Origin of the sequence: Pseudoalteromonas luteoviolacea H33-S, from assembly GCF_001625695.1 — a bacterium.
GTDB lineage: Bacteria > Pseudomonadota > Gammaproteobacteria > Enterobacterales > Alteromonadaceae > Pseudoalteromonas > Pseudoalteromonas luteoviolacea_B.
In genome coordinates this window covers 164849-186575 of record NZ_AUXY01000070.1, presented here as the reverse complement: position 1 = coordinate 186575, position 21727 = coordinate 164849, and the positions used below count along the sequence as shown (strand labels likewise).

General features: G+C 41.2%; 18 protein-coding genes and 1 tRNA gene. 8 read left to right on the top strand and 11 right to left on the bottom strand.

Going from position 1 to position 21727, the window contains the following annotated elements; all coding sequences use genetic code 11:
• Positions 1-134: 134 nt before the first annotated feature.
• The 3 genes from N477_RS11395 (at position 135) to N477_RS11385 (ending at position 4756) form a co-directional block, all read left to right on the top strand.
• Entirely contained in the window at positions 135-2435 is a 2301-nt protein-coding gene (locus N477_RS11395) for a carbohydrate binding family 9 domain-containing protein (RefSeq protein ID WP_063360634.1), read from the top strand.
• Positions 2436-2612: 177 nt separating this feature from the next.
• Positions 2613-3581: a cysteine synthase A gene (cysK, locus tag N477_RS11390; protein ID WP_063360635.1), complete on the top strand. Its 969-nt coding sequence runs from the start codon at positions 2613-2615 to the stop codon at positions 3579-3581.
• A gap of 284 nt (positions 3582-3865) precedes the next feature.
• Positions 3866-4756: a substrate-binding periplasmic protein gene (locus N477_RS11385; RefSeq protein ID WP_155731872.1), complete on the top strand. Its 891-nt coding sequence runs from the start codon at positions 3866-3868 to the stop codon at positions 4754-4756.
• 67 nt (positions 4757-4823) lie between these two features.
• Here N477_RS11385 and queE read toward each other — a convergent pair whose 3' ends face one another.
• Positions 4824-5489 (bottom strand): 7-carboxy-7-deazaguanine synthase QueE, encoded by a 666-nt coding sequence (gene queE, locus N477_RS11380; RefSeq protein ID WP_063360636.1) that lies wholly within the window; start codon positions 5487-5489, stop codon positions 4824-4826.
• 146 nt (positions 5490-5635) lie between these two features.
• Between queE and queC the strand changes: the two genes are divergently transcribed.
• Positions 5636-6292, top strand: coding sequence for a 7-cyano-7-deazaguanine synthase QueC (queC, locus tag N477_RS11375; protein WP_063360637.1), 657 nt, complete (start codon positions 5636-5638; stop codon positions 6290-6292).
• A gap of 150 nt (positions 6293-6442) precedes the next feature.
• Positions 6443-6673 (top strand): hypothetical protein, encoded by a 231-nt coding sequence (locus N477_RS11370; RefSeq protein WP_063360638.1) that lies wholly within the window; start codon positions 6443-6445, stop codon positions 6671-6673.
• 40 nt (positions 6674-6713) lie between these two features.
• On the opposite strand, the gene N477_RS11365 is transcribed toward N477_RS11370, so the two are convergent.
• Positions 6714-7883, bottom strand: coding sequence for an acyltransferase family protein (locus N477_RS11365; protein ID WP_063360639.1), 1170 nt, complete (start codon positions 7881-7883; stop codon positions 6714-6716).
• A gap of 117 nt (positions 7884-8000) precedes the next feature.
• Between N477_RS11365 and N477_RS11360 the strand changes: the two genes are divergently transcribed.
• From N477_RS11360 to N477_RS11350, 3 genes are all read left to right on the top strand, one after another.
• Positions 8001-8840: a LytR/AlgR family response regulator transcription factor gene (locus tag N477_RS11360; protein ID WP_063360640.1), complete on the top strand. Its 840-nt coding sequence runs from the start codon at positions 8001-8003 to the stop codon at positions 8838-8840.
• Positions 8841-9111: 271 nt separating this feature from the next.
• Complete coding sequence (locus N477_RS11355; protein ID WP_063360641.1) at positions 9112-11631, top strand: TonB-dependent receptor plug domain-containing protein; 2520 nt, start codon at positions 9112-9114, stop codon at positions 11629-11631.
• A 223-nt stretch (positions 11632-11854) separates the two neighbouring features.
• Positions 11855-12037: a hypothetical protein gene (locus N477_RS11350; protein ID WP_063360642.1), complete on the top strand. Its 183-nt coding sequence runs from the start codon at positions 11855-11857 to the stop codon at positions 12035-12037.
• Positions 12038-12114: 77 nt separating this feature from the next.
• Here the strand turns inward: N477_RS11350 and N477_RS11345 are convergent, their stop codons facing one another.
• From N477_RS11345 to folP, 9 genes are all read right to left on the bottom strand, one after another.
• Positions 12115-12342, bottom strand: a complete 228-nt coding sequence (locus N477_RS11345) for a hypothetical protein (protein WP_063360643.1) — start codon at positions 12340-12342, stop codon at positions 12115-12117.
• 117 nt (positions 12343-12459) lie between these two features.
• Entirely contained in the window at positions 12460-13197 is a 738-nt protein-coding gene (locus tag N477_RS11340; protein ID WP_063360644.1) for a hypothetical protein, read from the bottom strand.
• A gap of 362 nt (positions 13198-13559) precedes the next feature.
• Entirely contained in the window at positions 13560-15533 is a 1974-nt protein-coding gene (locus tag N477_RS11335) for a UvrD-helicase domain-containing protein (RefSeq protein ID WP_063360645.1), read from the bottom strand.
• A 154-nt stretch (positions 15534-15687) separates the two neighbouring features.
• The gene (locus N477_RS11330; RefSeq protein ID WP_063360646.1) at positions 15688-17874 is read right to left on the bottom strand and encodes a TonB-dependent receptor; all 2187 of its coding nucleotides are present in this window, start codon (positions 17872-17874) and stop codon (positions 15688-15690) included.
• Positions 17875-18227: 353 nt separating this feature from the next.
• A tRNA-Leu gene (locus N477_RS11325) sits at positions 18228-18313 on the bottom strand.
• 9 nt (positions 18314-18322) lie between these two features.
• Positions 18323-18661: a preprotein translocase subunit SecG gene (secG, locus tag N477_RS11320; RefSeq protein WP_063360647.1), complete on the bottom strand. Its 339-nt coding sequence runs from the start codon at positions 18659-18661 to the stop codon at positions 18323-18325.
• A gap of 4 nt (positions 18662-18665) precedes the next feature.
• The gene (gene tpiA, locus N477_RS11315; protein WP_063360648.1) at positions 18666-19409 is read right to left on the bottom strand and encodes a triose-phosphate isomerase; all 744 of its coding nucleotides are present in this window, start codon (positions 19407-19409) and stop codon (positions 18666-18668) included.
• A 79-nt stretch (positions 19410-19488) separates the two neighbouring features.
• Positions 19489-20829 (bottom strand): phosphoglucosamine mutase, encoded by a 1341-nt coding sequence (gene glmM, locus N477_RS11310; RefSeq protein ID WP_063360649.1) that lies wholly within the window; start codon positions 20827-20829, stop codon positions 19489-19491.
• A complete protein-coding gene (gene folP, locus N477_RS11305) occupies positions 20826-21671 on the bottom strand; it encodes a dihydropteroate synthase (protein ID WP_063360650.1) in 846 nt (281 codons plus the stop codon). The genes glmM and folP overlap by 4 nt, the downstream gene beginning before the upstream one ends.
• Positions 21672-21727 lie beyond the last annotated feature (56 nt).

Sequence of the window (21727 nt, the reverse complement as noted above, 5' to 3'; positions counted from 1 at the left end):
ATTCGATACTTTAAGTTCAGTGTGTTCACTTGATTTCACCTGATATTAACGCTGTTCAACGATAATGAATTGTTGCTTTTATACTATTATTATTAAATTAACACCCTAAAGTTTCTGCGAAAAAATCACCTATCATGTTCAGAAGTACCACCCTTACATGTGCTTTACTGTTGTCATTTAATATTGCAGCAGCACCACAAGCCATTGAAATCCCGTTTATTGCGCAAGCAGCTTCTATTGATGGCAAAATCGATGAATCTGTTTGGCAATCAGCAAAGGAAATTACAATAAACAATGTCACTTGGCCTCATGACAACATACCAAGTCCAGTATCAACAACAGCATATATATATGAAAATGGCGAAGCACTCTATATCGCCTTTATTGCTAAAGATGCAAAACCGGCAGAAATTAGAGCCCATTACAGAGATAGGGATAAAATTTGGAACGACGATTTAGTTGGTATAAAAATAGACTCTTTAAATACTAGCCAAAATGCTTATCAGTTTTTTATTAATCCACTTGGCGTGCAGATGGACTCAATTGAAAATGAGCTAACCAAAAACGATAACGCGTCATGGCATGGTATCTGGTCAAGTAAAGGGGAAATTACAGAAGACGGTTATCGCGTAGAGGTCAAGATCCCGCTTAGAGTGCTCAACTTCAATGATTCACCGGGCAGTAAAAAAATGGCGATGGAATTTTTACGCTTTTTACCGAGGAGTGAGCGCCTGAGAATTTCCAATATGCAGCTAGATCATAATAATAGCTGTTGGATATGCCAAATGCCTACGGTAAGCGGATTTGCGTCTGCCAAGCAAAGTAGCAACCTCACTATTACACCCGCACTCGCTGTCACACACGCTCAAACTCGCGATATTGATGGTGCAAGTGTCCCAGACTTTGAAAGTGAAACAAGTTACGACCCAGGTTTAGATGTAAAATGGGCAGTCACCCCCGACACCACGTTAAATTTAACCCTTAACCCAGACTTTTCTCAGGTCGAAGCAGATACAGGGCAACTGAGCGTTAATAATAGTTTTAGTTTATTCTTCCCAGAAAAGCGTGCGTTTTTCTTAGAAAACAGTGACTATTTCTCGTCTCATCTCAACTTAGTCCATACACGTAACGTATCTGCACCAGACTATGGTGTAAAGGCGACTAGTAGCCAAAGCGGACATACGTTTGCTGGGTTTATTGCTAATGATGATGCGACACATGTGTTAATCCCAGGCAACCTTGGCTCAAGCATCGTGTCTCTTGAGCAAAAGAGTGAAAACGCTGCTTTTAGATATCGCTACGATAAGGGAGATGGACTCTCTGTCGGTGCCACCAGCACATTAAGGCAAAGTGAAGACTACCAAAATCACCTTGTAAGTATTGACGCAAAATACCGCCCTACCAAACACGATACAATTAAATTGCAGGCCATCGGCACTGACACGCAATATGACCAACACTTTATAAATGAGTTATGTGATGACGACCCAATCGAGTCATGTGATATTGACGAAAGTGTTTTGCGTGTCCAAAACCAAGATGAGCAAAGAGGTACTGGTTATTACGCCAGCTATGAACATAACCGTAAATACTGGCGAGCATTTGGCTCTTACCGCAACTACGACAGCGCAATGCGTGCTGACTTAGGCTTTGTTTCTCAAGTCGACTTTAATAAATTCGTGACCGGATTTGAGTATCGCTGGTATGGAGACGAGAGCAATTGGTGGAACAGAGCAAATTGGTATAGTGATTGGGATATCACTCATAATGAAGATGGCGAGCTGTTAGAAAAAGAAGTTCAATCCAATTTCAAAGTACAGGGCCCATTGCAAAGTACCATTCAATTTGGTTTTGATCACAGAAAACGTACTGGCCAGCGCCATGACGAATCACTGCTCAATATCGATGGCAATACCGATATGTTTACTGAAAATTTTCAGTGGATGTATCTAGAAATGAAGCCCAAAGCGGGTGTATTTGCAGGCCTGACACTCAACACAGGTAATAAGTTAGACATTGCGAATAACCGGTTAGGTCAGCGATATATTGTCAAGCCTACACTCGACTTCAATTTAGGCCGCCATTTTGAAGTCAAGCTGCGCCACACCTATGAGCGATTAGAGCATGAAAGCGACAATGTCTACACAGCGAATTTATCAGATGCAAGATTTACTTATCAATTTGGCATCAACAGCTATGTGAGATTAGCCTTGATCAATCTAGACATAGAGCGCAATCAGCAAAAGTATATCGACGATGTTGATAGCCAATACAAAAAGCTAAGCACACAATTATTGTATGCCTACAAGCTCAATCCAGAAACTGTGCTATTTGTTGGCTACTCTGACAGCGGCTATAAAGATGATGACCTGAGTAATATCACCAAGGACAGTAAAACCTTCTTTGCCAAATTCAGCTATGCGTGGTTACGTTAAATTGCCAAACTGCTAATTCCTCATAGTAATTAATAGTTTGTTTTTTATTCATTATAGCTATAAGCTTTTTTAATATATCTTATAGCCATTCTTTACTTCTTGTTTTGCTATATGACCAGTAAAGTGTGGCTATATTAAATATTACGAATAGTCCTAAGCTCATTTCAAGGGAACATTATGTCAAAAGTATTTTCAGATAACAGTCTAGCAATAGGCCAAACACCAATCGTTAAACTTAATCGTGTTACTGGTGGTAACGTGTACGCAAAAGTTGAGTCACGCAACCCAAGCTTCAGCGTTAAGTGCCGTATCGGCGCTTCTATGATTTGGGAAGCTGAAAAACAAGGTTTACTTGGTGAAGGGAAAGAACTAATCGAGCCAACTTCTGGCAACACAGGTATTGCGCTGGCTTTTGTTGCTGCATCTCGCGGTTACAAGCTTACATTAACTATGCCAAATACGATGAGCCTTGAGCGTCGTAAGCTATTAAAAGCATTAGGCGCGAATTTAGTACTGACTGAAGGTGCTAAAGGCATGAAAGGCGCAATCGAAAAAGCGAACGAAATCTTAGCAAGCGATCCTGAAAAGTACGTACTTTTACAGCAGTTTGAAAACCCAGCTAACCCGAAAATCCACTTCGAAACAACAGGTCCTGAAATCTTCGATGCACTAGAAGGCAATATCGATTATTTCGTAGCAGGTGTTGGTACTGGTGGTACTATTTCAGGTGTGAGCCGTTATCTAAAAACTGAAAAAGGTCTCGATGTTAAATCAATCGCTGTTGAGCCAAGTGACTCTCCAGTAATTTCTCAAACACTTGCTGGCGAAGAAGTAAAACCAGGTCCTCACAAAATCCAAGGTATCGGTGCAGGCTTTATCCCAGGTAACCTAGATTTAGAATTAATTGATGGCGCAGAGCTAGTATCCAATGAAGATGCAATCGCGATGGCACATCAATTAATGAAAGACGAAGGTATTCTAGTAGGTATTTCTTCTGGTGCCGCTGTGGTTGCAGCAAAACGTATTGCAGAAAAACCTGAAAACGCTGACAAAAACATCGTCGTCATTCTACCAAGTGCAACTGAACGTTATTTATCTAGCCCAATGTTTGCTGATGAATTCAGCGAGCAAGAGCTTGTTCAGTAAGCAACTGATAAATCTCAAGGCCAGCTACTCGCTGGCCTTTTAATCTGATTACATTCTCTTTCACCTTTCTCAAGATCCTGACTAGACTAAGTAAATAAACAATACACCTGTCATCACAGCTAATCGTTGTCTATGTTTTTACTGTGAAAATTAAAACACTTATATCAATGGCGTCATGAAACTCTGTTTATATTGTACAGTTGTCGACTTATCGCCTACTCGGCACTGATATGTAGAACAGAAAAAGTAGTATTTAAATAGGATTTAGTCACATGAAGTTTGTAATGAGCCTAATTTTTGGCTTTTCTATTCTGTTTTCAGCACTTGTGAATGCAAATTTACAAGTCGGCTTCTTCAAATCTGGGCAATATCAAATGATTGCTGGCGAGTCATATAAAAATGGCTACTTATTCAGTAAAACCCCAAGCAAAGAACAACTTCATCTCGTTACCCTAGACTGGCCGCCCTATATCGGCGATCAATTATGTAATAAAGGCTGGGTGTTTCAGTTTACTATCGCGTTGCTGGTTGACCAAGGTTACCCAGTTTATGTCGAGTTTTTACCATGGGCCAGAGCGGTCAAGGCTGTAGAGTCTGGCCAAGCTGATATTTTGTTTCCTGAATACTTCATCGAAGATGCATCCCCATCTGATAATTTCCCAAAGAAAACCAGAAGAGAGCTACTGGCATTATCGAATGCATACCCAGGTGGAGAAATTGGTTTTATTAAACGCCGTGGCGAGCGCGACAAGTTTAAAGGGAATCTCAATGATCTAAAAGGAACTACCATAGGGGTGGTACGAGGTTATCAAAATACACCTGAGTTTGACGCTATGATGGACAATGGTGAATTTGTGATAGTCAAAGCCGTGGATGACTTACAACTGGTTAAGCTATTGGTAGGCAAGCGGGTTGATCTGATCATTGGGGACCCTAAAGTCTTGCGCTTTACTGTAAGTTACTCAAACCTTTCTAAATCAGAAAAGGTCACCCTGTTACGTGCACTAGAAGATGTTGAACCCGCACTGCGCTATAACAACTTATTTTTTGCCCTGAGCAAAAAGAAAGACAATTGGCGCCAAGTACTCAACGATATTAATAAAGGCTTATATATTTTTAATAACAGCGGAGAAACCGAACGCATAATCGAGATGGGAAGTTCTGAGTGCTATTAAGCAAAAAAGCGGTATTTCACCGCTTTTAAATACACTCTGTACACCAGCTTTGCCCGATGTGTAGTCGTTAGTTGATCCCGATATACTTATGTACTTGAATTGATAAGCGCCAGTTTTTCTTAACACACGTGTCTATGGCCAATTTAGTTGCTTTGGCTTTTTGACTTATGGGTTGCAAGTAAATCAGCTTAGGCCTTACCCCTGTTTGCTCAAACAAAGCTTCTAGCTCATCAATGTGCTTTTGCATGGCAACTGGGTGTTTTATCTCATCCGCTCTTTGCATCGCTGACGTCAGTACGTCATACCCACCACGCATATTAATCTTGGGTGACACGGTTACCCAAGTTTCTTTCGGTACCAAAATCTCAAACGTACCACTGGTCTCGACCTGTGTGGTGTATCCTGCGTCATGCAGTGAGTTACACAGCTCATGCAAGTCGTACATGCAAGGCTCCCCGCCAGTGATCACGATATGCTTTGCTGTATAGCCACGCTCTTCAAATTGAGTAATTATCTCCTGCGGTGTGGCATTCGCCCACCACTCTGAGTCTGCTTTTTTCTCAACCGTTTTCTCCAAGCTCACCAAATACGTTGGATTCACATCCCAGGTTTGCTTTGTGTCACACCAAGCACATCCAACAGGACAGCCTTGTAAGCGAACAAAAATAGAAGGGGTGCCCGTAAAGCTTGCTTCACCTTGGATGGTTTCAAAAACTTCATTAATTTTGTACAAAACAGCTCCAAACTACTCAATATATTTTGCGAAAATAACCTGCTAAAATTGTCATTTTTTCAGCGGCCGTGTATTATATCGCGCCCTGAAGCAAACCTCTATTAAAATCGAGGCAAAACCTGAGGCATTTATCCGAGGTATCTCTTATGAGCGAAAAAGTCGTTGTTATCTATTCTGGTGGCATGGATTCTTACACCGTGCTAAACAAAGCCCTCCAAGAGGGTCATGAAGTCTATGCGCTGTCTTTCAATTACGGACAACGACATGTCAAAGAGTTAGAAGTCGCTAAAAATGTCTGTGACAGTTTAAACGTAGCACATAAAATTGTTGATATATCTGCAATCAACCAGCTTCTTGCAGGATCATCGCTAACCGATGACATCGAAGTGCCTGAAGGCCACTACGAAGAGGAAAGCATGAAGAGCACAATAGTGCCGAATCGTAATATGATCTTACTGTCTCTGGCTGTGGGCTATGCGGTGTCTTTAAAGGCCAATAAAGTTTTTTATGGTGCTCACTCTGGTGATCACGCTATCTATCCAGATTGCAGACCTGAATTTGTCAAAAAGATGGATGATGTGTGTCGTATTGCTAACTACGATGAAGTAGAAATCGTCTGCCCATATTTAAACAATACTAAAATCGATATATTAACCGATGGCTTAAATATGGGATTAGACTACAGCCACACATGGACTTGTTACAATGGCCGTGAAAAAGCGTGTGGTAAATGTGGCGCATGCCAAGAACGCTTGGAAGCATTTGAACTCAATAAAGCTACAGATCCACTTACTTACGAGTAAAGCATTCTGATTTTGCTATACCCTAAATACGCAGGGTATAGCAAAGCCTCCACCTTTCATTTTCTCTTACATTTAATCTGACACTTGTCACTATACTCAACACACATATCAGCTATTATTAAAGCAATTAAAGTTAAGGAGATTAGGCTTATGTCTGGTACAACTATGGTGTTTTTAATCGTACTTGTTAGTGTCGGCTTTGGCGTGATAAGCGATCTATATGGCAAGTACTTACAAGCTAAAAAACAAAGCGGGATTAATAAACAAGAGAGCGATCAGCTCAAAACTGAGCTCGCACATTTAAAAGACCGTGTTGCAGTCCTTGAGAGGATCGTAACGGACGAGGGCTACCAAGTAGATAAAAAAATCAAAAGCCTGTGAATTTGCTACTCGCCAGCAATATTGCTGGCGATATGAAAATCTATTTAGATAAACTCGGTAAACCAAAAAGTATTTTAATTGGACCTGATCGCTTTATTATCTCATATCCCACATAGCACCCCATCACAGTGAATAAAACAATCAATACCCCTTCCCAAATGATTGATATACCATAGGGCTTAAGCCAAACAGCAGCAATCATAATCAGTGTTTGGTGTAATATATACCAAGGCAAAATAGCCCCAGTTGCATACGCCAGCTTATCGCTAGATTTATCCAAATGCTTGGCACCATAACCAATCAACATCAATATCCATGCCCAGTGATTGATACTGAGTATCACGCCATACAAGCACTTTACCCAAATGCTCGTATCGAAGTGCTGCGCGAGTTCATATAAAACCCCGTGCTTGTCCATAATAATAAAGCTATATCCCAATAAGGCGAGTATCAATAAAGTATGGCGCTGTGCAATCACGCTCGCTTTAAACTGGGGCAATAGCGCAAAGCAATATCCAGAAAAGAAGACGCAAAAGTACTTGCCATGATTATACCAGTCATCAATCAATGCATGTGTTGATGGGTAATTGGCTCGCAAACTGAACCAGACACAAAAAATAAAGCTGACCACAAGCACAAATGCAAACGCTGGCGATAATCGCGTCAGACATAGATGAAAGAAATGGTGAACGGGAAGCAGTTTAAAAATCAGCAACAAACAGACGCAATATGTCCACAAATAAGCTAAAAACCAGAGGTGATTCCATGTTAGTAACCCAATGATAGATTGATATTCAGGTAACAGCACCGTATTGGGATTGATATAAGCGAACCAAAATTCAATGAATGTCATATCTATCAACCCCTTGCCAGACGCTTCTAGATACAATTGCGGCGCAACCACGATATACATGGAAAATACCAGCGGTATAAACAGACGGATAAATTTAGCCTTAAACAGAGTCCATGTCGACATCTTCCGCTCGCAGTAGGCAAAGACAATGCCCGAAATAAAAAACAGTAAAGACATACGCCAAGGGTTAGTTAACAACATCAAATCTTGTAATAGCACAGAAGTGTTCGCACTTTTAATATGAAACGCCCACCCTTCTACATAGTACATCCCGACATGATATAAAATGAGTATTGCAAACGCCCCCACTCTTACCCAGTCTAGATACCACTGTCGAGAAAAGTTCGACTCAATCATACATCCTCCGATTACATTAAGGTGTTTATATGTTTAAATAACGACCTAAGTAAATCACCTAGCTTATTGAAATTCATGGATATAGTGATAAGCGGTGGGAATTAGGGATAAGTTGAGATGTGGATAACAAAAATCATAAAGCAACATACAACTTGGTGTGGCTACGCAGCCATTGTGCTCTACGTTTTGATTAATAACACCATCAATGCGTTTTCAAATTGGACAGAGCAAAATAGAAATGGAACACCAACCATACAACTTTGGGAGCCCTTTGCATGGCAATATTCAAGCGCCTTATCATTATTCTTGTTACTGCCTGCATTATTTATTTTTTTTAAGCGATTTCCGCCTCGTGCAAATGGGCTTTTGAAGCAGGTCACTGTTCACATCAGCACCTCTTTTTTATTTTCTATCTGTCATGTGCTGCTTATGGTCTTATGCCGACATGTCGTATACATATTGCTTGGAAGAGACTATGACTTTGGAAATTACTACACTGAATTTATTTACGAGTACCGTAAGGACGTACTTACTTACATTAGTATCTATCTCTGCTACCACAGCGCAAAGTGGATAATTAGCACACAACTCAACATGATTGAACAGCCAGAAGCCACTGCGTCAATTATGCAATTTATTGTTAAAAAGCAAGGTAGTGAATACCAAGTCAAAGTAGCCGATATCGAGTGGTATGAAGCATGTGGTAACTACGTTAATTTACATAGCCGAGGCCGAGTTTACCCATTGAGACACACACTAAACCGCCTATGCACTGAATTAGAAAATAGTCATGTGACGCGTGTTCATCGCAGTTTCGCCATCAATAACCAATCCATAAGGTCTGTGCGCTATACATCGAGTGGTGATGGCGTGATCACCTTAACTTCAGGGGATGAAATTAATTTATCGAGGCGATATAAAGAAGACTTTAGAAAAATTTACAAAGCATCTCTGTAGATAAAATAATACGGTATTCCAAATATCAACAAGATTATAAATGTTAAAATTAACCACGAAAGACGCCAAACCATTTAATTTTATTAATTATTTGAAACCAAGTGGTAGCACTATCTTTCTAATAAAATAGCCAAAAGTTAGAAGTTATAAACTATAACAAAAATGAATTTAACGACGCATAAATTACTCTTTAGTATCCCCTCCTCTATAAAGAATTAGTCTCATTCATTGAGCTTCTCAGAATACCGAAATCAACTTGCTAGGATATACAATGTTAAAACCAAGCTTCTTGGCAGCGTCAGTCAGCCTGATATTAGCTTCTGCACCTGCTTTCACATTTAAGGCACACGCATCATCAAGCCAGTCTCCTGAGCTTAAGCCGGAAGTCATCGAAGTCACGGGTACCAGACGAAGCTTACGCAGCATAGCTGAAAGCACGGTACCAGTAGATATCATCAGTTTGGATGAAATTAACAGCTCTGGTCAGCTTGAATTAAGCCAAGTATTAACCACCCTTATTCCTAGCTTTAACTTCCCTAATTCACAACTAGCAGATGGCACAGATCATGCTCGCCCAGCTGTTTTAAGAGGTTTGGCACCCGATCACACCCTCGTACTAGTTAACGGTAAGCGTCGTCACTCAAGTGCCCTATTAAATCTAAATGGTACTGTGGGCCGAGGCTCCTCTGCTGTTGATTTAAATATGATCCCAACTGCGGCGATTAAAAGAATTGAAGTACTGAGAGATGGCGCAGCAGCACAATATGGCTCAGATGCGATTGCTGGTGTCATTAATATAGTCTTAAAAGATGCTGACGAAGGCGGTTCACTCAACTTTACCTACGGTAAATATGACACCCAAATGGCAGGGGCAAAACAGTTAGAGCGCGTATATCAAGGTGATGATGGCGAGCTTGCATTCGATCTTGGTGAAGATCGCCGCATCAGCGACGGTAATACAGGTACCTTAAGTGGCAATATTGGCCTACCTCTTGGTGATAATGGATTTGTCCATTTAAGTGCTGAGATGCGTAACAAAGCGCCTTCTAACCGTTCTGGATTTGACCCACGAGCACAATACGCCAAAGATGATGCGGGTAATTTTGACCCGAGAGAATTTGATGCCGAGCGATATAATCACAGGTTTGGTAAAGCGGATATAGAAGATGTCGCTTTCTTTTACAACGCAGGGTATGACCTAAGCGATACATTATCCCTATACTCTTTTGGTAGCTACTCCGAGCGCGAAGGTAACTCAGGTGGTTTCTTCCGTCGCCCTCAAGATGGCAGAAACGTTGTTGAAATATACCCAAATGGATTTTTACCACAGATCACTACGCAAGTAGACGACTTTGCTGTTGCAGCGGGTATCACATCTCATACCGCAGGCTGGGACTTAGACAGTAGTATTAACTACGGCCGTAACCAATTTAGCTTTGGTGTCACTAACAGCTTAAATACATCAATGGGTGCGCAAAGCCCAACAGACTTTGACAATGGTGACTTAGTCTATGATCAATTAACGCTGAACTTTGATGCTAAAAACAGTATTGATTTAGGTTTATATGAGGAAGTATTCATCACTGTCGGTGCTGAATATCGCAATGAGTCATACCAAATTAAAGTCGGTGAAGAGGCCTCTTACCTCACTGTTTTAGATGCGCAAGGTATCCCTGTTGCCGCAGGCGGCGCACAAGTTATGGCCGGCTTTTCACCAGCCAGTGCGGTTGATGAATCTCGTCACAACATTGCTGTATTCACAGAGCTGGATACCTATTTAACGGCAAAATGGAACCTTGTTGCTGCAGCACGCTTCGAAGATTACAGCGATTTTGGCTCTACATTGACTGGTAAACTTGCCACGCGTTATGAGTTTAATGACGCCTTGTCATTTAGAGGTGCGATTAGCACAGGATTTAGAGCCCCATCACTTGCGCAATCAACATATAAGTCCGTCAGTACTGTATTCGAAAATGGCATACCAAATGAAGTGGGCCTTTTTCCTGTAGACACACCAGCGGCACAAGCACTGGGTGCAAAAGCACTCGATGCTGAAGAGTCAATTAATTTAACTGCTGGTTTTATTTATACTTATGATGCTTTCAGTTTTACTGTCGATGCATATCGAATTGATATTGATGACCGCATCGTATTATCAGAGAACTTAAGCGGTGATGCTGTTGAAGACATTTTGAAAAGTGCGGGTGAGCATAATGTACAGCGTGTTAGGTACTTCACCAATGCCATTGACTCTCGCACACAAGGTGTTGATATTGTAGCAACTTATAGCTTTGATTTGAGCGCCTTAGGTGAGCTGAGCTTAAGTGCGGCTTTGAATCTTAACGATACAGAAGTGACGCATGTTAAAGACAACCCTGCTGAGCTTGCTGCATTGGGTGATGAGTACCAGTATTTCGCTCGCAGAGAAATTGCACGCTTCGAAGATGGTACGCCAAAAGATAAGCTTAATCTCGTTGCCACGTGGCAATACCAAGATTGGACAGCTATTTTAAAGGCAACCCGCTATGGTGAAACAACAGATTCATCAAGCACGCTAAAAAAAGATGAAGTGCTAGATGCAAAATGGATAACAGATTTAGAAGTCGCTTATCAAATGACCCAGCAATGGCGTATTGCTGTTGGCGCGAATAACTTATTTGACCAATACCCGCAAGATACTGTTGGCAACATTGGTTTTAGTAACTTCAACCAAATTTTCCCATATTCAGCGTTTTCTGCGTACAACACAGATGGCCGATTTGTATACGCAAAAGCATCATTTAATTTCTAATATGTTTTTTTGTCGCCAGCATTATCTGCTGGCGACAAACCATCCCTCTGCAACACTATCTCACCCAAACACTCATGTGATTACTTACTCTAAAAATCACCCTTGATTTCTTTGTAACAAATATGTTATCAACGTATTTGGGGTAATAATTTACCAATGGAAATTTGTTTTATACCCTGCGCAAGACCCTTAAATAATTTAAATTAATAGAAGGAAACTAATCATGAACTTAAAATTAAATAAAAAGAGTATTAAAAAACTCAACTCAGATATCAATACATTGCCAAAAGCAGCAACGCCACAAATAGGCGGGGGTACTATCCAACCGACTGACATATGCAACTCGAACGGTGTTTGCTGGACGCAAAGAGGTCCTGGCAGACCATGTGAAATCTTTCCGGAATAAAAGCGCACTTTAGCTGTGCACTGAATAAGTGCGCCGTGTAAAGTAATAAAAAACCGCGACTATCGCGGTTTTTTAAATTACCAATAATGGATCATTTGATGTCTATAATTCATAAACTTATTTCGATACTTGCATGAGCCAATGGCTTTATATTCAACACCATAAAATCCCGGGGCGCTATGCGTTCTAGTTACTTGCCAGCTACAATTATCAGTAAAACTGGGGTCATTTGAAGTCCAAGCCAGCGCTTGACCCGAAGCGACTAATAAAGCCGCCAATGCAGTGCTTTTTAAAACCTTATACATATTTTTCTCCTTAAGATGAATATTGGCCATAAGTCATATATTTATACCTATGGTTGATAAATTAACTTGGATACAGATACCAGCTCATTACCTCTTATTTTTCTTTTGCTATTATCATTATTTAGCACCAGACAAATTAAACCCCTTCAAGGTTCTTGCTATATAAACAGTAAAGTGATCTGAATCTGGATCTCGCTCAATCATCACAGGCAACGCGCCGTGTCCTTGAGACTGTTTATCCAATACTGAATTTAAATCTTCAGATAATGCATGTATCTCATCATCGCTTTGCAAAAATACTTTAGTTGCACATTGATTGCTGCGACATTGGGTATTCTCAAATGGGTAAATACTTAACGCATCTTCATTGAACAACTCACCATATTTTTGCTCTTGTCGTTGAGCCCACTGATGATCTATCGGTTCATCAGAAAAACGCTTAGCAGCACTGACTCGCTTGCCATCTTGGTTCTTTATAGCTTGCATATATAGCTCAAAATCTTTTATCGCAAGTTCAGCCTCCAACTGCATAATTGTGAGCTGCTCTGGCGCATCCGCGCTTGGGGTCATATCCTGATAAGGATGCTGATTTGCTATATCTACTAAATTGGCTGGCGTGAACATATCTGTGGAATCCGCAACGAACTTGAACTCTTCCGCAGCTTCTGTCTCAGTCTCTACAACATGCTCGTCGAGAGGATTGCTAAAGACATGTTCTTGATCATGCTTCTTCTGCGGTATAGCGCTAACACTGTCACTTTTAATTGAAAAATCAGTAAGGTATAAACCTAACAGTAAAGCTAACACATATTTTATAGAGATTTTTGCATCTAAAAAAGCTGCGATTGTCTTCATTGTTGTTTAACTAAATTTATTAACTAAGCCATTTTTATCGTCTAGAAGTTCAAAAAACAACCAAAAAGTTTACATTTGGTAGAATAATATTGAAATTGGCTTGATACCGCATTGTTTGAGCATGCTAAAGTTGTGTATTGCAGCTTACTTATGGCGTATCACCTTAGCTTTAATCACACTATTGGTAAAATAGAGTCCATGAAATAGTTTATCATCCCTAGGGCTTATTTACTGCGTGTTTTATCTCATTAAGCATCAAGCATATAGGCCTGATTTTAGATGTTAAACTTAATATCGAGGGCACCGAATAACTTTAAACTCTATAAATTTAGCCATTCTGTATTTTTAGTTGGACTATAAAGTTATGAGCCCAACTCTTTAATAAAAATGCTCGGCTCACTAGGAGACATAATATAAGCTTGATGCTTTGCACGGGTTAAAGCCACATAAAATAAACGACGCTCTTCAGCATTTGGGTAGGCCTCTAGTGGGGGAAGAAATGCCTCAATAATTCGGTCATTTTGGCGCGTTGCTGGTACAGAGTTTTTATCTAACCCTGTTAGAATGGTAAAGTCAGCTTCTTTACCCTTTGCCGCATGAAATGTCATGGCAATAATATCAAGCTGTGCATACTGATCATTTAGCAACATAAGCGCTTCTTTAGAAGGAAGCTGCTTATGGTAACGCGCAAGGATCATTACTGATGTATGTCCTGAGTGGCGCATGGCTATTTGCTTGAGCACTAAGGTGTAAGCATTCGTCGACATTTCTGGCGTGATCACCACAGAAGGGGCATCAGGTACCCTCTGCGCACGAACTTGTTTGACAATTTGCTGTGGATTTTGGCAGACAAAATGACTGGCCAAATCGAGTAAATCTTGACCATAGCGAAACGTTTTATCCAATTGCATGACTGTAGAGGCACCAAAGTGATGCGTAAAATTTGTAGTTAGCCCAAGATCGGCACCATTGAAACGATAAATCGACTGCCAATCGTCTCCAACGGCAAATAAGTGACTTCGTGTATACTGTGCTAACAGCGCCTTGACCAACTCAGCCCTAACTAAGGATATATCCTGAAATTCATCGACCAAAATATGCACCCAAGGACTCTTAAAGCGTCCCTCTTTAACATATTTAGTTGCACGACTAATCATGTCATCATAATCAATCGTCTGTTCATTATTAAGATACAGTTGATATTCCGTGATGACAGGACGAAATACACTGAGTAAATCTTCAAATTCTGTTTCTAAGTTTTGTAAGCTGCCAAGGCTAGAAGCCTGTTTATACAAACTTATTAGTTCACTAAACTGCTTAACTAATCGCGCCACAGCACTTACAGAAAAGTCTAGCTCCCTATCATCTGGCTTATATCCAAAATGCACCATCAATAACTGCTGTAATCGTTGCTCATAAGCGCGGTCTTGGCAAAGAGACACCAATGTATCGTGGATAAATTGCTGTTTCTTTTTTTCGTTATGACATAACTGAGAAAGAGTCGGTGGCTTTCCTTCCACTTCGCCTAAAATATACGTCCCTAGGCTGTGAAAAGTGCGGCAAGTAGCATCAAAATTTGCGTTTTTAAGCCTCTGTTGCATTTCATCAGCGGCATCTTTGCCATAAGCAAGCATTAAAATTTGTTCGCTGTTTGCCAGTTGCGCGTTCAGTAAATAACCCACTTTTGCGATCATCACACTGGTTTTTCCCGTACCAGCACCCGCGAGTAACAATTGCCTTTCATCAATAACCACACACGCTCTGCGCTGAGCTATGGTCAATGGCTTGGACGCAACCGAATCAAAGTAGACTTCATAATCATGCAGCTGCTTTTTTATATAGGCTTCTCTAAACTCATCTATATCTTGCTGCTGCCACGTGTGTACTTCTTCTAAAGTGAAGCGAGTTTGAGCGAGATGTCTTTCAAAACGTTTGTCTAGCGACCAATTCAACCAGTAACCTGCCAACTCTGAAGTCATTTTTTGCGCTGTAAGCAATAAGCCGTGAGACAAATAACGTTTTTCCAATAACGACTCAAGTTTAGCGATGCTTTGCGTCAACTTATTAACGTGAGAGCTTAACCAGAGTTTTTGTAATTCAAATTGTGCTGCCTCTAAATCACATCCTTGGATCCGTACTTTAAAGCTAGACTCTGGCGTAAAAACTTGAATTTTAGGTGTAATTTTACCGAGCAAAATAGCTGGAGGCTGAGATTGAATTTGCCAAGTGTACAGTTTTTTTACCGATTTAGTCTCAATCACGATGCCTTTGGTGGAAATCGACATGGCACTGATCCCATCCATGAGTCGCGATAATGTATGAACTGTAAACTGCATTAAATCTACTGAAGAAGCTGAATATAAGTCAGAGTTTAGGGGAATCTAAGAGGACTGTCATTGATTATTCAATGCCATTGAACAAATAAAGAGTAACATCGCACTTTTGCCCAAACAGCAAAAGGCCAGCAGAAGCTGGCCTCTTATAAGTTGCTTAATCTAGCCAAAAGTCTTTTCTAAACTTAAGACCAAACTCGCTGCGGTCATTGCTGCGCATGATGCCAACAAAGCCAGCTTGTTGTAAACGACCAACATCATATACTTCGTTGAATACGTTTTCACCGTATAAGGTAACTTCTGTATCACCTTCGCTATTGGTATAAGAGATGTTAAACCCAAACAGCTCGCGAGACTCAATGAATTCATTTGGATTATTCACTGATTGACCTTGCATATCTGAACGGTAAGAGTAACTAGCGTTAACAGCCACGGTTGCACCCGATTCTAGGTCCATAAAATAAGACGGCGCAACCATCACAGTCCAACGCGGTGTCAATGCAGGTGCGTTCCCCACTGTGATACCTTGAACACCATCATCAACGTGCGTAATTTCTGAGTCAAGATAACCCACTGAACTGCGGATACTGAAATCATCTGTCACTGCTATAGTTGTCTCTAGCTCAATACCTTGCGCGCGTGACTCTCCCGCATTTTCAATATATGTGTTGAACCCATTTGACGGATCGTTAAATGGTAATGCCAAGTCAGTGTAATCAGTAACAAACAGAGCAACCATCATAGACACACGGTCATGCACTTGACCTTTAAAACCAACCTCGTAGTTAAGTGCCTTAGTCTCATCAAATGAGACAAAGGCATCAGCACCACCAAATGGACGCGGCGGGAAGCCACCACTTTGATAACCCTTTTGAATTTGTGCGTATACGTTCATATCACGATTTAGTTGATATGCCGCATTCACGTCCCAAGTTACTTCATCAAATTCAGCTTCTGCGTTTTTTGCAAAGTACGTAAAGTCAGCTTTTGCCTCTTTAGAGTCCTCTGAATATCTTAAGCCACCACCTAAGCTTAATCGCTCAGTAATATCAAAGCTTGCATTAAAATAAGCGGCATAAGAATCCGTTTCTTGCTCAATACGAAACGAGCCCGGTGCTGAAGGTGTATTGAACGGACTATAAACATAAGGTGCCGATGCTGTGAAACCATCTTCATTGAAGTAGTACAAGCCAGATACAAAATCCCAAGAATCAAATGTACCATTTAACTGAAATTCAACTGAGAACTGATCAGCACCGCCTTCTTCAGGGAATTCAGATAAATGCAGTGGCGTACCATCATCATCAAGACCACCCGTATAATCTGAGCTACGCTTACTGGTGATAAATTTAACCGCATATTCGTCATTCACTTGCCAATCAGCAATGACTGAAGCGCCCCAGCCTGAGTAATCTGTGCTTTCAATACCTGCTACCGTTGAACCTAAGTCATCAGGGTTCTCAGGTAACATGCTTTCCTTTAACAACGGAAAGTCACCATTATTCGGGTCATTTGGATCAAGGCCACCTGTTACTTCAATAGTATAAGGTGATTGGCCGGATTCATTGTCTACCGCATCAAGGGCAACATTCAGACTAAAGTCACTGCTTGGCTGCCACTTAACAGCTAAACGGCCACTCATTTCTTGTTCTTCACCGATTTCTTTTTCAGGGTTTGCTAGATTAACAGCATGACCAACACCATCTCGCTCTTTATAAGAGGCATTGGCTACAAAGCTCCACTCATCATTGATCGTTTGGTTGGTATAAATATCACCACCAAGTCTGCCACGAGAGCCTACTTTTGACTCAACGCGCACGATGTCTTCACTACCCGGCTTTTTCGTAATGATATTTACCGCGCCACCCAGCGTATTACGACCATACAAAGTACCTTGAGGCCCGCGTAGGACTTCAACACGTTCAATATTCGGCAAAGATAAGTTAGACCCCATTTGGCGGCCTAAGTACACACCGTCAACATATACACCCACGCCTGGATCTGTCGTAATTACGTGGTCTTGAAGACCAATACCGCGGATAAATACGGATGCATGGGCAGCATTACCAACGCCGTAACGGGTAATATTTAGGTTAGGAACAAATTTACCAATATCATCTAGATTACTCATGTTGCCTTTTTCAATGGCATCCGAGCCAATCGAGGTGATCGCTGTTGGTGTTTCAAACAGGCTTTCAGTACGTTTACGTGCTGTTACCTCTATTTTTTCAAAGGTCGTGTTTTTAGCCTGAGTTTCTTCAGCTGCAAAGGAAGGTAAGCTCACTGCTGTTAAAATTGCAGCGCTTAGCGCAGATAGACCAACGCGTGGTAAAACTGTTGTCATAAAATCTCCAAAGGAATCGCCGTGTGTGTTCAGCCTGAGGGAGGCTGCTCGCTCACATCTGCATAAAAAACAGACATAAAAAAAGATGCGTAATACGCACCTCTTTCCTCTGGAAGGTCATTATACTCATTTAATGTATAAAACGAAATAAAAACTTCATAAATAAATTAATACAAAAAACCACAACCTTTAAATATCAAAAAATTTACAGTTGGATTAAAAATTCAACGCTCTTTTAACTCGACTGACGGGTGGTAATTTGAAAGCGCTCGGTAAGACAGAAAGCAAATGAGAATAGCAATTTGAATCGTAAAAAACAAAAAACCCGTAGCATAAGCTACGGGTTTATGATTTGGTGCGAATGGGGGGACTTGAACCCCCACGAGCATAGCTCACCACCCCCTCAAGATGGCGTGTCTACCAATTCCACCACATTCGCAAATCTTTTTTAGTTAGGTACGTCCGAGTCTTCGTTAGAAGCTGGTACGTCCGTTGCTGCTGGGACAGTGACTGCCGCAGGAGCTTCTAGATTTTCCCACTGGTCAGTTTGTTTTATCTGACCTGCAGTAAGGTTACCTAGCGCAATACTTAACACGAAAAACACGGTTGCAAGTACTGTCGTTGTTTTTGTCATAAAGTTGCCAGCACCAGACGAACCGAAAACGGTTGCTGAAGCACCTGCTCCAAATGAAGAGCCCATGTCGGCACCTTTACCTTGTTGAATCAAAATCATTCCAACTAACGCTAAAGCAACGACTAAGTAGACAACCAAAAGAATTTCGTACATTTACTTATCCTTTTGCACTCTCGCAGATAGATGTAAATGAATCAGGTTTAAGGCTTGCGCCTCCAATTAAACCGCCATCAATATCTGCTTGTGCGAACAATAATTCACTATTACTTTCATTAACGCTACCACCATATAGTATCTGTAGCGTTTGTGAAACTTCAGCGTCATATTTTGACACTAAATCTCTTATAAACTTGTGTACTGCCTGAGCTTGCCCTGGGGTGGCCGTTTTACCAGTCCCGATAGCCCAAACAGGCTCGTATGCTATCACAGACTTAGCCAGTGATGCTATACCTAATTTGTCTATTACAGCAATTATTTGCGCTGCAACAACTTCTTCAGTCTGCACTTGCTCTCTTTGGCTTTCTGTTTCACCAACACATAAAATTGGTGTTAACTCATTTGCCTGAGCTTGAGCAAACTTGTTGGCTACATCTTCATTAGATTCACCAAAAATACTTCTTCTTTCAGAATGACCAACTAGCGTATACTTCGCGCCTAGTGACTTAACTAAAGAAGCTTGAACTTCTCCAGTAAAAGCACCTTTATCATGCTCTGAAACAGTCTGCACACCGGCGACTACGCCTGACGCAACAACGTTACTTAATAGTGCAGTAGGTGGAATAACAACAATTTCAACATCTTGATTTTTGACGTTTTTAACTGCGCTTGTAATTGACTGAACAAGTTCTATAGAACCATTCATTTTCCAATTACCTGCCACCATAGGCTTTCTTTTCAACATCCGATACTCCGCGTCAGAAAGCGGGTGAGATACTAACGCTACTCACCCAAAGTTACAAGAAAAATTTTAACTTTGTAGTTTAATTGCTTACAGATTCAACAACTTCTGCAATTTGCTGAGAGAAGTCCATCACTTGCTTCTCTTGCTCAGCCTCAACCATGACACGTACTACAGGCTCTGTGCCTGACTTACGGAGAAGTACTCTTCCCTTACCATCAAGTTTAGCTTCTACATCTTTTACTGCGGCTTGTACCGCTTCATTACTGACAGGATCCGTGCCCTTTGCATAACGGACATTAATCATATTCATTGGGTATTTAGTAAAACCGGCACCCAAATCCTTTAACGTTTTATTCTGAGCAACCATTGCTGCAAGCACTTGCAAGCTAGAAATAATGCCATCACCTGTAGCTATCAAATCAAGATTTAAAACGTGACCAGAGCTTTCACCACCAATGTTCCAACCCTCTTGAACAAGTAGCTCTAATACGTAACGGTCACCCACTTTACTGCGTAAGAACGGAATATCTTGTGCTTTAAGTGCATTTTCTAAACCCATATTAGACATGACAGTCCCAACAACCCCGCCCTTTAGCGTGTCGTTAAACTTGGCTTGCAGTGCAGCAATATAAACAATGTCGTCGCCATCAAAAACACGACCATTATGGTCAACCATCATCACACGGTCGCCATCACCATCATATGCAATGCCCACATCAGCTTTGTGTTCAAGTACCTGACGCTTAAGCGCATCTACGTGTGTTGCACCACACTGCGCATTAATATTCGTGCCATCAGGTTCACATGCTGTTGCAATCACTTCTGCACCAAGTTCTTGCATAACTGAAGGCGCTATATGATACGTAGCGCCGTTAGCACAATCTAAGACAATTTTTAACCCTTCTAAAGAGTACTCTTTAGGGAACTGACTTTTACAAAACTCAATGTATCTGCCACTTGCACTATCCAAGCGACGTGCCTTACCAAGTTGTTCAGAAGGCACACACGTCATCGGCTCATCAAGCATAGCTTCTATTTCAAGCTCTACAGCGTCATCTAATTTCTTACCATTACCACCAAAAAACTTGATCCCATTGTCGTGATAAGGGTTATGTGATGCACTGATAACAATACCTGCCTCAGCTCTGAATGTTTGCGTTAAATACGCAACGGCTGGTGTAGGCATCGGGCCAAGTAAAACCACATCAATACCAGCTGCAATTAAGCCTGCTTCAAGAGAGGTTTCGAGTAAATAGCCAGAAATCCTAGTATCTTTACCGATGATCACTTTTTTCGTGCCTGACTTAGATAAAACTTTACCTGCAGCCCAACCTAACTTTAAGGCAAATTCTGGTGTGATAGGGAACTCACCTACAAGTCCTCTCACACCATCCGTACCAAAATACTTTCTTGTTGTCATTTAGTTACTCCATGCTTTGCTGCAGACCACACCCGCAGCACATCATTGGTTTCTTTTACATCATGAACGCGAAGAATGTGCGCGCCTTGTTGCGCGCACAATAAAGCACCAGCTAAACTTGCTGGCAAGCGCTCACTTGTATCCCGATTTAATAAGTTTCCAAACATTGATTTACGCGACAACCCCGCCAAAACAGGCAAATTTAAATCTGTAAACTGATGAAACTGACCAAGTAATTCAAAGTTATGTTCAAGTGACTTACCAAAGCCAAAGCCAGGGTCGAGGACCAATCTAGACCGCTCAATCCCAGCCTTCTCACACGCCTCAATGCGCGTATGAAAAAAATCTTTAATGTCATTTATGAGATGTTCGTAATTAGGCGCCTGCTGCATCGTTCTAGGTTGCCCTTGCATATGCATCAAGCAAATTGGCACATCTGGAAATTGCGCAGCGATTGATAGACACCCATCTTCACGTAATGCGCGAACATCATTAATAATATCTGCGCCAGCCAATAACGCTTGACGCATTACTTCTGCTTTGCTTGTATCGATAGAAATAACACAATCTGATTGTGCTCTTATACGTTCAATAACAGGGATGACGCGTTCAAGCTCTTCATCTAATGCTACATCAGATGCACCTGGCCTGGTGGATTCTCCACCAATATCAAGAATAGTTGCGCCCTCTTCAAGCAGCGACAGTGAATTCATGACAGCGCTATCATTTTTATAGTTCTTACCGCCGTCAGAAAATGAATCTGGAGTTGTATTTACGATACCCATTATATGTGGGCTAGAAAGGTCTAAAGAGCGACCTCGGGGTAATGAAAGTTCAAACATGTGTTATCTTCCTGCTATTTGTATCTAAGCATACTTTAACTAGCCCTTCCACATTA

What these genes read in the sequence shown, in the direction of transcription:
- N477_RS11395 (WP_063360634.1), top strand. Translation starts at nt 135, where the DNA reads ATGTTCAGAAGTACCACCCTTACATGTGCTTTACTGTTGTCATTTAAT.
- cysK (WP_063360635.1), top strand. Translation starts at nt 2,613, where the DNA reads ATGTCAAAAGTATTTTCAGATAACAGTCTAGCAATAGGCCAAACACCA.
- N477_RS11385 (WP_155731872.1), top strand. Translation starts at nt 3,866, where the DNA reads ATGAGCCTAATTTTTGGCTTTTCTATTCTGTTTTCAGCACTTGTGAAT.
- queC (WP_063360637.1), top strand. Translation starts at nt 5,636, where the DNA reads ATGAGCGAAAAAGTCGTTGTTATCTATTCTGGTGGCATGGATTCTTAC.
- N477_RS11370 (WP_063360638.1), top strand. Translation starts at nt 6,443, where the DNA reads ATGTCTGGTACAACTATGGTGTTTTTAATCGTACTTGTTAGTGTCGGC.
- N477_RS11365 (WP_063360639.1), bottom strand. Translation starts at nt 7,883, where the DNA reads ATGATTGAGTCGAACTTTTCTCGACAGTGGTATCTAGACTGGGTAAGA.
- N477_RS11360 (WP_063360640.1), top strand. Translation starts at nt 8,001, where the DNA reads ATGTGGATAACAAAAATCATAAAGCAACATACAACTTGGTGTGGCTAC.
- N477_RS11355 (WP_063360641.1), top strand. Translation starts at nt 9,112, where the DNA reads ATGTTAAAACCAAGCTTCTTGGCAGCGTCAGTCAGCCTGATATTAGCT.
- N477_RS11350 (WP_063360642.1), top strand. Translation starts at nt 11,855, where the DNA reads ATGAACTTAAAATTAAATAAAAAGAGTATTAAAAAACTCAACTCAGAT.
- N477_RS11345 (WP_063360643.1), bottom strand. Translation starts at nt 12,342, where the DNA reads ATGTATAAGGTTTTAAAAAGCACTGCATTGGCGGCTTTATTAGTCGCT.
- N477_RS11340 (WP_063360644.1), bottom strand. Translation starts at nt 13,197, where the DNA reads ATGAAGACAATCGCAGCTTTTTTAGATGCAAAAATCTCTATAAAATAT.
- N477_RS11335 (WP_063360645.1), bottom strand. Translation starts at nt 15,533, where the DNA reads ATGCAGTTTACAGTTCATACATTATCGCGACTCATGGATGGGATCAGT.
- N477_RS11330 (WP_063360646.1), bottom strand. Translation starts at nt 17,874, where the DNA reads ATGACAACAGTTTTACCACGCGTTGGTCTATCTGCGCTAAGCGCTGCA.
- secG (WP_063360647.1), bottom strand. Translation starts at nt 18,661, where the DNA reads ATGTACGAAATTCTTTTGGTTGTCTACTTAGTCGTTGCTTTAGCGTTA.
- tpiA (WP_063360648.1), bottom strand. Translation starts at nt 19,409, where the DNA reads ATGTTGAAAAGAAAGCCTATGGTGGCAGGTAATTGGAAAATGAATGGT.
- glmM (WP_063360649.1), bottom strand. Translation starts at nt 20,829, where the DNA reads ATGACAACAAGAAAGTATTTTGGTACGGATGGTGTGAGAGGACTTGTA.
- folP (WP_063360650.1), bottom strand. Translation starts at nt 21,671, where the DNA reads ATGTTTGAACTTTCATTACCCCGAGGTCGCTCTTTAGACCTTTCTAGC.